This is a genomic window from Rossellomorea aquimaris, from assembly GCF_008180865.1.
Taxonomy (GTDB): domain Bacteria; phylum Bacillota; class Bacilli; order Bacillales; family Bacillaceae_B; genus Rossellomorea; species Rossellomorea yichunensis.
The window spans coordinates 1,001,486-1,015,365 of the sequence record NZ_VTEX01000002.1 but is presented as its reverse complement, the minus strand read 5'-3'; the positions used below and the strand labels follow the sequence as shown (position 1 = coordinate 1,015,365).

Genomic DNA, 13,880 nt, shown 5'->3' with positions numbered 1-13,880 from the left:
TGAGCACCTCCATGATGAGTAATCTATAAAGATTACGAAGGGGAGTGCCGATTTATGTATTATTTATAACAACAATACGAGGGATGTGCTTGACAATTTTCATTTTTCATTAGATTTTTCCAGCGAAAAGAGTTATGATATTGACCGGTAGACGCTTTATAATAAATAACCTGCAGAATAAAAATTGCATGAATAAAAATAATAAGTATATGATGTTAAAAGATGGAATATAAAAGGACGAGTCTTTGGAATTAATACAGATTAGGATGATGGGGTATGAAACGAGCAAGAATTATTTATAATCCTACTTCTGGTCGAGAGCTATTCAAAAAGCACCTTGCAGAAGTATTAATCAGATTAGAACAAGCGGGATATGAAACCTCCGTTCACGCAACCATTTGCGAAGGAGATGCAACAGAAGCGGCACGGATTGCTGTAGAACGTAAATACGATATCGTTGTCGCTGCTGGTGGAGATGGTACGTTAAATGAGGTAGTCAACGGATTAGCCGAACAGGATTACCGACCTAAGCTTGGAATCGTTCCAATGGGGACAACGAATGACTTCGCACGGGCGCTTCATATTCCAAAGGATATTGGATCAGCCATTGATGTCATCACAAAGGGTGAATCCATTCCTGTCGATATCGGGCGCATGAATGAACGATACTTCATTAACATTGCCGGTGGAGGAAGAATAACCGAATTAACCTATGAAGTGCCAAGCAAGCTAAAAACGATGATGGGGCAGCTTGCCTACTATTTAAAAGGAATTGAAATGCTTCCATCCATCAAGCCGACGGACGTTTCCATCGAGTATGATGGAAAGCTGTTTGAAGGGGAAGCAATGCTATTCCTGATCGGTTTAACCAACTCAGTTGGAGGATTTGAAAGGCTGGCTCCGGATGCCTCAATTAATGATGGCTTATTCTCGCTTTTAATTTTAAAGAAAACAAATTTGGCCGAGTTTATCCGCATTGCGACATTGGCCGTTCGAGGTGAGCATGTAAATGATCCCAACGTCATTTACACACAGGCCAATCGAATCAAAATCAAAGCAAAAGAAAAGGTACAACTGAATGTAGATGGTGAGCTGGGAGGAGTCCTTCCTGCAGAATTCGAAAACCTTTACCGTCATTTGCAGGTCTTTGTCCCTCTTGATAAGATTCGCCCTGAAGATAAAGCTGAATAATGATAAAAAGGAATGCCGTGGTGGCATTCCTTTTTGTATATTTGATTCTCTAGTTAACTAACAAATACACACTAAAAGTCAATGGGAAACCAATTAGAAAACCCCATCCGATCTGTTGTTTATGACGGAAAGGAACTTTTCTCACAATCCAGGACAGGATGTGGGCCACAATCACAAAAATAAAGACCCAGATGAGTTGTCCCACCACAAACACAAATAAATAAGCTAGGATGGATTCTTTATTTAGTAAGAGGGAAATCCCAAAACCAAAGGTCAAGGTTAAAAAAGTGACTGCAATAAAGATGTAGGGTAGCCACCACCTTCTTGACTTGAGAGCGAATAACACTCCAAGAAAAACATTTCCTACGAGGATAAGGTTTACTAAGAAGTCTGGGTTCATATTTATCTACCTTCTCTTTCTAGATTTGTTGCACATACCATTGTACCCTTTGTTCATCGTCTGAAACGAGGTAAGTTTTAACAACCCACCTATAAAATATATAATATTCATATAAATGGGTTGGGAGAGAATCGCTTAGAAAATAATGCAGGGAAGTATCCCCCTGTTAAATTTTGTATTCCCCACCATTCCACGACTATGATACAGTGGATAAAAAGCATGTCGGACAAACAGTGCCACTGGAAGGGTGAATTCAAGTGTATATCGTACATTCAACATTTGTAGTTCCTGATGAGAAGGCTGATGAAGTGATTTCAATCTACCATTCCCGTTCAGGAATAGTCGACAAGGCGGAAGGGTTTCAACGATTCCTCCTCTTGCAAAATGAGAAAAAGCCGGGAGAAATCACTGTTCATATGGAATGGGATTCGAAGGAGTACTTCATGACATGGGTGCAAGGTGACGACTATAAACGGATTCACGAACTTGAGAAGAAATATCCGGACCAGGAGCTCGCATCCATTATTCCATCAATTGATCGCTTTAAGGTGGTGGCTTACTGATGGAAAATAAGTATAAGAGTGTCATAGATGAAGCAGTTGAAAGATTGTACGAACGATACCCTGAATTAGATGTTAAGTACGGTGAGGCCGGACGAAAGAAATGCTATGAAGACAATGTTCACCACTTTAGCTATCTGGAATCGGCATCTGATGTCAGGGAATCAAACGTTTTTTCCGACTATGCCCTTTGGTTGAACAGCGTGTTGGTGAGCAGAGGCATGAAATCAGATCACCTCATTGATAATTTCAGATGTATCATCGAATCTCTTGAAATGAGCGGTGTTGAAAAGGGTGAAGACTTCAAACTTTACCTGAATGAAGCAATCGAGTCCATTCAAAAGGCAGATCGGGAAAACATGCCGTCAAACTAAACGTCAAAGCATCGATCCACAGGGGGCGATGCTTTTTTATATAGAGAGGGACGGACCTCCAGTCATTTCATTCTCCACCTCCATTTATGGTACAATCAGTAGAGTCTTAAAAAGGAATTCGTAAAGGAAGATATACGTGAGTAAAAAAGCACCAGTTCAAAAAAATGATTATATAGATGAAGCAGTATTTGAAGACTTAACCCATGATGGGAATGGCGTGATGAAGGTTGATGGTTATCCGTTATTCGTCCCCAATGCCCTACCTGGTGAGGAAGGGAAGGTTAAAGTCGTGAAACCGGGTAAAGGCTATGGATTTGGTCGTCTGACAGAGCGAACCAAGGAAAGCCCGTTTCGCCAGGAGCCTCCATGCCCGATCTACAAAGAATGCGGTGGCTGCCAAATTCAGCACATGACCTATGAAGGACAGCTGCAGGCAAAAGAAAAAAATGTCCATGATGTCTTGCAACGCATCGGAAAGCTCCATGACGTAAGCGTTCACCCGGTTCTCGGAATGGAAGAACCATGGCGCTACCGCAACAAAGCCCAAGTGCCTGTAGGGGAAAAGGACGGACGCTTTGTAGCTGGCTTCTATCAAAAACGAAGCCATGAAATCATCGATATGGATAAATGTATCATCCAGTATGAAAAAAATGATGAAGTGATTCAGCATGTGAAGGATATATGCGAGAAACTGGAGGTCCGTCCCTATGATGAGAAAAATCATAAGGGGACTCTTCGTCATATTATGACCCGGACGGCGTATACGACGGGAGAAGTGATGGTCGTATTGGTCACTCGTACGCCGGAACTTCCTCATAAGAATGCAATCACCGAAGCGCTTGTCGAGAATATTGAAGGATTAAAATCGATTGTTCATAACGTGAATCCTAAAAAAACAAATGTCATCATGGGAGATTCTACACGCGTCCTGTGGGGGGAAGAAGTGATCCATGACTATATCGGGGACGTGAAGTTTGCGATTTCGGCAAGATCCTTCTATCAGGTTAACCCTGAGCAGACGAAGGTACTTTATGAAAAAGCTTTGGAGTATGCCGATTTACAAGGAGAAGAAACGGTCATTGATGCGTATTGCGGGATTGGAACGATATCCTTATTCCTTGCCCAAAAGGCTAAGAAGGTATATGGAGTTGAAATCGTCCCACAGGCGATTGAAGATGCGAAGAAGAATGCCGAGTTAAATGACATGACCAATGTAGAGTTTGAAGCAGGACCTGCAGAAGTCGTCATTCCCACATGGTATAAAGATGGAATCAGAGCCGACGTCCTGGTAGTGGATCCTCCACGAAAGGGCTGCGATGAAGCGCTTCTGAATACCATACTGGCAATGAAACCAAAACGGGTGGTTTATGTATCCTGTAACCCTGCAACACTTGCCCGTGATCTTAGAATTTTAGAGGATGGCGGGTACAAGACAATCGAGGTCCAGCCTGTTGATATGTTTCCGCAAACGATGCACTGTGAAGCCGTTGCGAAGATTGAGTTAGTAGAATAAGCGAGGAAGAAAGCCGATGTATCTCACAATTAAAGAAACAGCCGAATATCTGTCACTGCCGGAATCGTATATTGAAAGCCTCATTCAGCAAAATAGAATACGGGCGGTCCACGACGGAGATCAATATTTAATATACCGGGACCAATTCAATCAGCATCTGGAGCAAATGGAAAAAATGAAGCGTCAGCTTGCTGAATACTTAAGTGAACCGATTCCGGAAGATATAGATGTGAAGGATGAAGACTAGCCTTCCGGAAAACACCTAATGAAACGGGGAAATACAATGAGCGGACAACAACGATCCAATATCAAACAGGGTCTTGAAGTGGATATCGTCCTGAAAAAAGACCAAAGAACAAACAAGCTTACACGTGGGATTGTTAAAGAGATTTTAACCAATTCACCGAATCATCCCCACGGCATCAAAGTCCGGTTAGAAGATGGACAAGTTGGGCGAGTGAAGAATATTATTCAGTAGTGTAAGGAGAGAGGCCTTTTGGGGTCTCTTTTTTTATTTAGTTTTCTATTGATGGAGGTACAAAGGGCGTATCCACAACATGGGTTAAGAAAGAGACCTCGACCCAAAACGGATCGAGGTCCTTCCTTTACACTTAACTAAACAATTGTGGAATGCCTTTAATTAATGAGTATACACCCATGTAAGACATGGCCATGACAATCAATCCACCGAAAATGGTCATCCAGATCGGGTGCTTGTAATCACCGACGATTTTGGTTTTATGAGCGGCGATAAGCATAACTCCTAGTGCTATTGGCAAAATCAATCCATTGAGTGCACCCACAAGGATTAAAATCGCAACAGGCTTACCTACAATGACGAATACTAGTGTTGAAACGGTAATGAACCCCACAATTAGCCACTTATGATATTTCTCCAATAGTGGGCTGAACGTTCGAATGAAGGATACCGATGTATATGCAGCGCCCACAACGGATGAAACAGCAGCTGACCACATGACAATCCCGAACATCTTGTACCCTATATCACCTGCAGCCAGTTGGAATACAGAGGCTGGCGGGTTGGAAGAGTCCAATTGCAGACCTTGTGACACAATTCCTAAAGCAGCAAGGAAAAGGAAGATACGCATGATGGATGCGATACCGATGGCGGATACTGAGCTTTTCGTGATCTCAGGAAGTGCCTGTTTCCCTGTTATTCCGGCTTCTAGTAACCGGTGACCACCGGCGAATGTGATATATCCACCAACGGTTCCGCCTACGAGCGTAATGATGGCTAGAAAATCAATGGTGTCTGGTGCAAATGTTTTCGTAACAGCTTCTCCTACAGGAGGATTTGCTGTAAACATCACGTACACTGTAAGGATAATCATGAGTAACCCGAGGATCTGGGCGAACTTGTCCATTAATCTACCGGCTTCTTTCACCAGGAAGATTCCTACTGCGACAATTCCACTGAATAATGCGCCCATTTCAGGTGAAATACCAAACAGGACATTCGTACCTAGTCCAGCTCCGGCAATATTTCCAATATTAAAGGCCAATCCGCCCAGCACAATTAGGATGGCAAGGAAGTAGCCTAATCCCGGCAAGACATCGTTGGCAATATCCTGAGCCCTTTTTTCAGAAATGGCAATGATGCGCCATATATTAAGCTGGGCACCAATGTCAATGAGGATTGAAACAAGAATGACGAAACCAAAGCTTGCCGCCAGGGTTTGGGTAAATACGGTTGTTTGAGTCAGGAAGCCTGGACCGATGGCGGATGTAGCCATTAAGAACGCAGCTCCCAACAATACGCTGAAATTTGATTTTTTCTTCAAGAAATTCGCTCCTTTGCTGTCATGTGAATTGCTGCTTAGTTGAATTTCAAGGCGATCCCTTGATTTAAATGCCTTAGTTGCCGTTCGCGATCTATGTAGAGTTCCTGGGCTTTTTCATGAGAAATCATCGTAAAGGTCAACTCTTCTCCAGGCTTTGCCTGAGCAATCAAAGGAAGATCCACTGACGCAATCTGACCGATTCTTGGGTAGCCTCCAGTCGTTTGCCGATCCGCTAACAGAACAATCGGCTTCCCATTCGAAGGAACCTGAATCGTCCCAAAGGCAACCGCCTCTGAAATCATATCAAAATCCTTCTCAAGATGGAGGGACGGACCTTCCAAACGGTAGCCCATGCGATCTGATTGAGCAGACACTTTAAAGGGTTCATTGAAAAAGTGTTCCCGGCTTTCTGCTGAAAATGAATCGTACTCGGACCCGGTCATCACTCGAATCGTTTTCTTCTGTTGATAAGCCGAGATGAATTCAGAAGAAATCGACCAATCAATTTCCGTGAAATCATTGTTCTCTAAATAGGGAAGTAAATAGTCGATCATATTTTCAGATTCCTTCGAAAGCCTTCCGGATTTCAGTTTGTCACCTTCTTTTAAAGAACGACCATTCAATCCTCCAATCCCTGCTCTTACGTAAGTTGACTTGCTGTTCATCACCGTTGCTACATTGAATCCACCTGCAATTGCAAGGTAACTGCGGCAGCCGCTCTTGCATGCCCCGAATTTAAGAATGCTTCCAGCTTTGATCAATAGTGATCTCCTTAAAGGAACCGGCTTCCCGTCTATGGTTGGGGATAAGTCCCCTCCACAAATCGATATAAGGCAGGTTTCCTGGAACTCAAGCATTGGACCCATAAGTGTCATTTCAAGAGTGGCATCGTTTTCATCATTCCCTACCAGCAGGTTAGAGATTTTATGGGCAAGTGGATCCATACTTCCACTCACGATGACGCCATATTTTTGATAGCCATACCTTCCAAGGTCCTGAATCGTTGAAAGGAGGCCCGGTTTCATTACATTAATCATTGTTCCTCCTCCAATGCTTTATATTCTTCAAATGAAATGGGAGTGAAACGAATTCGATCACCTGCTTTTAGTAAGCTTGGTGAGTCGTCATTATTTGGTTTGAATAATTTTAAGGGGGTTCGACCAATCAGCTGCCACCCTCCTGGTGTTTCAATCGGGTATACGCCTGTTTGTTCTCCGGCAATTCCAACTGAGCCAGCCGGGATCTTGAGGCGGGGTGATTCCCTTCTCGGTGTCGCAATATCCGGGGACATGCCTCCGATATAAGGGAACCCCGGGGCGAATCCAATCATGTATACGAGGTAGTCACCATTGGAATGTTTCGCGATGACTTCTTCGATAGACATGTGATTGTGGTTCGCGACATCTTCAAGGTCTGGTCCGAATTCTCCACCGTAGCAGACGGGAATGTCGACGATTCGGGAATCTGATTGTTCTAAGGTTGTAAGTTGGGAAAGTATATGTTCAATTTCTGAACAGACAATTTTGTACGGTAATGTACTCTGAAAAGGTTTGTAAGATTCTATGATTCTGATTGGGTCGTAATAAAGTGTGACGGTTGTAAATGCCGGTATGTATTCAACAAGCCAGTCGATTGTCCGGGTTTCAAAAAAGGTGGTGACTGCTTTAACCTTTTCGTGTGTTTCTTGCTGAATTGAATTTCCTAATTGTATAACGACGGCATGATCGCCCAATGGTCGTAACGTATAATTCAAAGAACTACCTCCATTCGTCTTGTATGATTATAAAAAATAAAAAATAATTATGTATGAGTAGGCGTGCAAATAAGATTATTCAGAAATTTAAGCCATGTTGTTATTATAGTATAATTCTTTGTCTTTTCAATAAAAGGTTGGGAATTAGATGGTTATTCCAAGAATTATGGTGTGTGGGGGACTGGTTATTCTGCATTTGTTTTTTTGGCTCGTTCGAGTGAAACGTTCGTTTCACTCGCCTTTCAGCGGACGCTGAAAGGCCGGATAGAGAAGGACAGGCGCTAGGAGCAAATGAATTTGCTCTATCGCCTGTCCTTCTCTACCCGGAATGAGCCAAAAAAACAGTCAGTATTACTTTCCCTATATTCACTTAAATTCAATCATAAGAAAATCACGCGTTACATTGTGCAATATTTGTAAAAAACTAGCATGTTTTCACGGGTTGTAAATCGTATCGCAATTGTGTTTTATGTGCTATTATTTAGTAATGCGAAATATTATCCTCCTTAATGTATTGGGAGGATTATTGATAGATGGTGAAAGGGGGTTTTCTTATGGATAAGGTAAAGGATCCTTTATGGACGAGGTCTTTTATTATGTTGATGGTAGGAAACTTGTTTGTGTTTATGTCGTTTCAAATGCTGATACCGACGCTTCCGCCTTATATAAAGTCGATCGGGGCTTCAGGTTTGGAAATTGGATTAGTGACGACGTTATTTTCGATAGGTGCAGTGTTAAGCAGGCCGTTCATTGGGTTTATGCTTGAATACAGGGACAGGAAACCTCTTGTATTAATAGGTGGAATCTCGTTATTATTGATCACGGTGATTTATCCATTGTCCAGTGTGGTATTCATCTTTCTTTTATTCAGGTTTGTACACGGGTTGGCATGGGGATGGTCTACAACGGTGAATGGGACGGCAGCCGTGGATGTGGTGCCGAAATCACGTTTAGGTGAAGGAATGGGATATTACGGATTGTCGATTACGATTGGAATGATTATAGCTCCAAGTCTCGGGATATATTTATTCCAGGTAACGACCTTCACAAACCTGATCATTACTTCCAGTGCACTGGGTGTTATCGCGGTTATCTTGTTAGGTGTCGTTCATTACCGTACACCTCAAGTCGTCAAAGAAACGAAAAAGGAAGACTTGAAGTTTTCCTATCTGGGTTCATTAGTTGAAAAATCCAGCTGGTTTCCAGCGTTCATTACGATCATGGTGACCTTTGGTTACGGGTCGATCGTTACCTTTATCGTCATCTTTGGGGAAGAACGTGGAATCCAGCATATCTTCTTATTCTATTTATGTAATGCAATCATGGCGTCCCTATCACGACCGATTGCCGGGAAATGGTTTGATGAACGCGGACCTAAGGGGCTTGTTCTCTTTTGTATCGTGATTACCTTTATCGGTATGTGGGTATTATCCTATGCTCATTCTGATTTCCTCATCATCGTATCAGGTATTTTGTTTGGAGTTGGATTTGGATCTCTTATTCCAACACTCCAATCCTGGACTTTGTCATTAACTCCTGACAATAGAAGGGGAGTGGCCAATGGGATGTTCTTCTCGTCCATTGATCTTGGAATCGGCTTAAGCGGCTTAGTATTCGGAGTGCTTGCACAATATGTTGAGACGGGTGTTTTATTCCAGATCTCAAGCTTATTCCTGCTCATTGCTTTAGTTGTAGCGATACTGGAAGGACGCAAACAAAAAAAGTTTGTTCACCAGACATCCGCCTAGTTTGATGGCTGAACAATGGTGGTAAGTAAAAAGGACTATCTGTTTTTGAGGGCGCATGCCGCCTTTAGTAACGGGTAGTCCTTTCTTCTGTAACGGAAGTGATCCCTAAGCATCACGGCAGAAAGTATCAATCGGAAATTGAAAAGGAAATGAAATTTTATCCCAAGGAAATTCTGTTAGAATGATAGAAATAGACTAGTCTGTGAGGTTCCTTGAACAGGGGGATCCACATATAACGGAGGACATTATGACAGAAGAAAAATTACTAATGGAAAAGTCATTCTATGGAACTTTTTTAGTAGACTATGACACGAACCGTCATCCAATTGAAGTGCTTGGTCAAGCTTTTGTAGAAGAGCAGCAAAATGAACCGTATGATTTAACGTTCATTCGCTATGCACAGGGTGAGGTCTATTTTCATAGCAAGGACTATGAAGCGGCTATTTTCAAATGGGAAAGCATCCAGAACGAATTAGAACCTTGGGCAAAGAAGAATATCGCGGATTCTTACTATGAGCTTGGGTTGTTATCGTCAGCTGAGGATGTCTATACAGCTATCCAAACGGAAAGCACGATTTTAACGCTGGAAGTATCCCTGCAGCTATTCTCTCTTTATATCGAACGAAATAAGATCCAGTCAGCATATCGTACCATCGACAAAGCATTGACGATCGATCCGGACTATCCCAACGTAACTGAACTCGCCCGGACTTTTTATGAAGAACAAGAGGACTGGAATAAAGCCGTGGAACTGGCGGTTCAGGAATCGATCCGGACCCAGGATCCCGCTTGGTTCAAGATTCTGAGGGAATACGGGGATCAAGGTTACACAACATCCTTTGCGCCTACCTATTTCTACGATTTATTGATTGCGGTTTATGAAAAGGATCGTAAACAATTCAAGGATCTCGTGTCTTCTCTATGGACAAGTTACAGAAGCAATCCGGTCGCCCATATTGAATGGATGCTGACGGTAAATACAATCTTTGAATATGTAGAAATACTCCCGAACGAATCATGGGAGGACATCCTATCCCAATTCCAGGAAGCATACGTAGGATTCCTTGAAGGCAACTACTTAGTGAAAGACCTGGAAGGCTTTATGCCAAGCATGCTGAGCAATTGGCTCAAAGTGAGCAGGGATCATCAACCACTTTTCCCGGCAGCTGCCGTTTTAGCCTGGAACGATGTCTTTTCGTACAGCATTGAACAGATGGTGACGGATGAAGCGGAAATGATCCTGCTTGAAGGAGATTCCTATCAAGCCCGCTTTGAAGACATTATCCTGTTCTTAAATAAAATTATTGATTGGTCAGAACGAAATGATGCTTCTGTAGGGTATAAAACAAAATGGATTGCGGAGCAGTTAATGGATCTGAGTGAACACCATTTATTAATCGCAGGGAGTGGCTCAAGCGGAAAGTCTTCCTTCGTTCAATCCGTTTTAGGTGAGAGCGTCGGTGAGGCTGAAGACTCCACCATCATTTATAGCTATCATGATCAGCAGGTAGAAGTGAAGGAGATTCACGATCATGGAGTTCACAAAGTAGAGAGCATCGCTGATTTTGAAGAACTGATGCAAAGAGAAGCATTCGTGGAATATAAACTCCCGTCTGAGTTCCTTAAGAAAAACAGAAGTGCCATCATTGACGTTCAAACCGGCCAAAGGCATCTGGATGATCTGACAGCCTTTTATCCTGTAGCTGATGGATTACTGTATGTATTGAATGCCGATGCCCCGTTTAATACAGAGGACAGACAAACCTTAAGAAAATTAACGGAGATCGGACAGCCTGTGAACGTACATTTCTTATTAAATAAGATGGACAAGGTATCTCACTCTGACCGTACAGAAGAGATTATTGAATCAGCACGAAACAAAGCCCGGGAATGGTTCCCGGACGCAGAGGTGCTACCATATTCATCCCTGGAAGCCGTTCATTTGCAGCGACAGGATGTTCAGTCCTTCCTGAAGAAACAGTATATGGTGAATGGAAACGTGCTCAAAGGGGAACGTGGGGCCAAGTTATTTTATCTGGTCAGAAAAACTTTAAGAGATCTTTACTCAAAACGTAAGAATCGTGAAAATGAACTGAAAGAGACTATAGAGAAGAATGAAGATATCCTGACACGTTTGAACGGCTTTGAAAACTACTTAAGTGACATGCAAAGCGATAAGGTATCAGTCATTAAGGATTCTTTCCATAAGAAGAAAGAAGCGATGAAGAAGGAAATCTCTGAGAAAATCCCCGGTATCCTTAGCGGCTGTTCTGATCTGATCAGTGAAGAAAGTGATTTCAAACAGATCCATACAGAGTTAAATGAAGCGATGAATACGCGGATTCAAGGGTATATCCAAGATGATCTCATGCCCCGTTATGTCAAATCCCTTGAGGAGTGGCTTGGCTTTTCAAAGCAGGAGCTTCAAGACAGTCAGAACTATTTAAATGAGATGAGTGAAACCTTCAACGAGTTATTCGGGAAGGATAAAGTCATTTTACAATGTGATTTCCAAGTAATGGACGACTGGCGCCGGGATGTAAACCGAATGGGAACGAGAGCCCAGATTGATAAAGAGAATATTCTCTTGCGCTTTAAACCGGCTCAGTTCCTATTAAAAAGTGCCGGAAAGCTCTTAGGTGTATTGCCTCAGAATAAGTCGTTACTCTACAATCAATACAAGCGCTACCTGGAGAACGAAGATTACCAGGATATCACGGCATCTGTCGTCAATAAATTTTTCCTTCAGTTTGATTTGTTCGAAAAATCACTGCAGCAGGATGTTCACTCTTTCTTCGCAGAGCCATTTAAACAATTGGGCGTCACGATTAAAGATACAGAAACAGATATTGCAAGCGACAAAGAAACGTTAAAGAAAATGAAAGCAAATCCGGAGCGATATTTCGACCCGATCACTTTATTCGAAGTGAAACTGCTTCAACATGAATATATGGTGAAAGCGAGTTATAAAGCTTCACATCATTATTCATAATAAAAAAAGACTGATTCTGAAGGGGGTGCCCTGCGAGAATCAGTCTTTTTATATTGCCCTTTTCGCAATGATTGTTGTTTTTTAACATAAGCTCTGCAAGGCTCTGTCTATTAGTGTGTGCTCGATGGTGAGGGGAACTGCTCCGCTTGCAGCTAGCGTTCGGCCGAGCCTCCTCAGCTTAGCCGAACGGGGTCTCGGCACGCCCAAAATCCGCCGGAGTCTGCGCAGTTCCCCTCACCATATTTAACCGAATTTCTTGACAGAGCTTCGAGGTGTGCAAGAAAACAAAGAAGCCAAAAAAATTCTTCTTTCTTAAAAGGTAAATCAATCTCTACTTACCTTAAATGAGATTGTTTGCTAAAATTCTTGTTTTTATTGTTTTCCATTAAGGATACATGCTCAGAAAGTTGATTGGAGCGGAAGGAGGCTCGACTCCTGCGGGAATAGCTGGACAGGTGAGACCCCGGAGGCTCACCGCCAGCCCCGCGGAAAGCGAGCATCCTGTAGCGGAAATCAACTATTACTTTCTCTTCTACAATAGCAACATACATTATGAAATGAGCCTTTTATTTTGCGTCCACCTTCCTACACATGCAAAAATTCGCTATTTTCCTGAATTACATCTGCAATGATTCGCTCGAGGGAATTTTCAGTATGGATATTGGAAAAATCCAATCCTAAATGGATGGCTGTCTGAGCTACTTCCGGATGAATCCCGGTGATGACGCTCTTCACTCCAAGTAGATTTAAGGCATCGATGAGATGGAAGATTTGCTGGGCGACCATGGTATCAACCAATACCACTCCGGATAAGTCGATGATCAACATGGATAAATGGGCATCGGCACTTTGTTGAAGGGTTGATTCTAATATCGTACGGGCACGTGTCGTATCAATATCTCCAATGATAGGCAGAAGTCCTACCTCTGAAGTTAAAGAAATGACCGGTGTACTTAATTCCTTAATCAGGGTAGACTGTGCCTGGAGTCGATTCATTAATATGTTCAAGAACGTGGAAGTGAACGTTTCTAACACATAATCCAATGCGAAATTGATCTTTCGTTCCCACTCAAATACTTCTTTCAACGGGATGTTTACGTTCGAGTCTTCCACAAACTTTTCGACATACGTCCAATACACTCTTCTGAACACACCAGAGTTACGAACAACCTCATCCAAGGACGTATTGGATTTACTGCGATGGGCAGCGGTTTCCCGGGTCCAGTTATAGATCACTTCCTTTGATTCTTCTTGAGAAAGTAACAGACACTTGGCGATGATCTTCACATAATTAGAGTTTTGTTCTTTTATTTTGTTGAGTACCTCTGTCGGAGAATCAGGAGAATAGTGAGATCCGGATTTTAAATTCTGGAACTTCAACCAGTCTTCAGTGAAATCTAAGGCATGATCAACTAAGTATTTATATAAATCAGACGAATGTGTATCCATAAACTCTCCCTTTAAACTTGGCTTATACTCTTATTTTGAAACCTATAGTGGAGACTGTCAATGTTAAAGATAGAAATGACAAAAAAACATATAAATTA

Annotated in this window: 12 protein-coding genes; 8 read left to right on the top strand and 4 right to left on the bottom strand. The window is 42.4% G+C overall.

Annotation, left to right across the window (positions count from 1 at the left end; translation table 11 throughout):
• Positions 1-276: 276 nt before the first annotated feature.
• The 6 genes from FZC88_RS12515 (at position 277) to FZC88_RS12490 (ending at position 4,516) form a co-directional block, all read left to right on the top strand.
• Positions 277-1,191, top strand: a complete 915-nt coding sequence (locus tag FZC88_RS12515) for a diacylglycerol kinase (RefSeq protein ID WP_148967225.1) — start codon at positions 277-279, stop codon at positions 1,189-1,191.
• 657 nt (positions 1,192-1,848) lie between these two features.
• Complete coding sequence (locus tag FZC88_RS12510) at positions 1,849-2,154, top strand: antibiotic biosynthesis monooxygenase family protein (protein WP_148995094.1); 306 nt, start codon at positions 1,849-1,851, stop codon at positions 2,152-2,154.
• The gene (locus FZC88_RS12505; RefSeq protein ID WP_148995093.1) at positions 2,154-2,525 is read left to right on the top strand and encodes a hypothetical protein; all 372 of its coding nucleotides are present in this window, start codon (positions 2,154-2,156) and stop codon (positions 2,523-2,525) included. The genes FZC88_RS12510 and FZC88_RS12505 overlap by 1 nt, the downstream gene beginning before the upstream one ends.
• Positions 2,526-2,661: 136 nt before the next feature.
• Positions 2,662-4,038: a 23S rRNA (uracil(1939)-C(5))-methyltransferase RlmD gene (rlmD, locus tag FZC88_RS12500; protein WP_148995092.1), complete on the top strand. Its 1,377-nt coding sequence runs from the start codon at positions 2,662-2,664 to the stop codon at positions 4,036-4,038.
• A gap of 16 nt (positions 4,039-4,054) precedes the next feature.
• Positions 4,055-4,285 (top strand): helix-turn-helix domain-containing protein, encoded by a 231-nt coding sequence (locus tag FZC88_RS12495; RefSeq protein ID WP_148967229.1) that lies wholly within the window; start codon positions 4,055-4,057, stop codon positions 4,283-4,285.
• Between the two features lie 36 nt (positions 4,286-4,321).
• Positions 4,322-4,516 (top strand): YwbE family protein, encoded by a 195-nt coding sequence (locus FZC88_RS12490; RefSeq protein WP_148995091.1) that lies wholly within the window; start codon positions 4,322-4,324, stop codon positions 4,514-4,516.
• A 133-nt stretch (positions 4,517-4,649) separates the two neighbouring features.
• Here the strand turns inward: FZC88_RS12490 and FZC88_RS12485 are convergent, their stop codons facing one another.
• The 3 genes from FZC88_RS12485 to pxpB are packed head-to-tail and all read right to left on the bottom strand — an operon-like array spanning position 4,650 to position 7,593.
• A complete protein-coding gene (locus FZC88_RS12485; protein WP_148995090.1) occupies positions 4,650-5,840 on the bottom strand; it encodes an NRAMP family divalent metal transporter in 1,191 nt (396 codons plus the stop codon).
• 35 nt (positions 5,841-5,875) lie between these two features.
• Positions 5,876-6,877 (bottom strand): 5-oxoprolinase subunit C family protein, encoded by a 1,002-nt coding sequence (locus FZC88_RS12480; RefSeq protein ID WP_148995089.1) that lies wholly within the window; start codon positions 6,875-6,877, stop codon positions 5,876-5,878.
• Complete coding sequence (pxpB, locus tag FZC88_RS12475; protein WP_148995088.1) at positions 6,874-7,593, bottom strand: 5-oxoprolinase subunit PxpB; 720 nt, start codon at positions 7,591-7,593, stop codon at positions 6,874-6,876. Before pxpB ends, FZC88_RS12480 begins: the two co-directional genes overlap by 4 nt.
• Positions 7,594-8,147: 554 nt before the next feature.
• Here pxpB and FZC88_RS12470 point away from each other — a divergent pair.
• Positions 8,148-9,341, top strand: a complete 1,194-nt coding sequence (locus FZC88_RS12470) for an MFS transporter (protein ID WP_262371844.1) — start codon at positions 8,148-8,150, stop codon at positions 9,339-9,341.
• Positions 9,342-9,588: 247 nt separating this feature from the next.
• Complete coding sequence (locus tag FZC88_RS12465) at positions 9,589-12,333, top strand: GTP-binding protein (RefSeq protein ID WP_148995087.1); 2,745 nt, start codon at positions 9,589-9,591, stop codon at positions 12,331-12,333.
• A 585-nt stretch (positions 12,334-12,918) separates the two neighbouring features.
• Here FZC88_RS12465 and FZC88_RS24660 read toward each other — a convergent pair.
• The gene (locus tag FZC88_RS24660) at positions 12,919-13,782 is read right to left on the bottom strand and encodes an STAS domain-containing protein (RefSeq protein WP_148995086.1); all 864 of its coding nucleotides are present in this window, start codon (positions 13,780-13,782) and stop codon (positions 12,919-12,921) included.
• Positions 13,783-13,880: the final 98 nt, after the last annotated feature.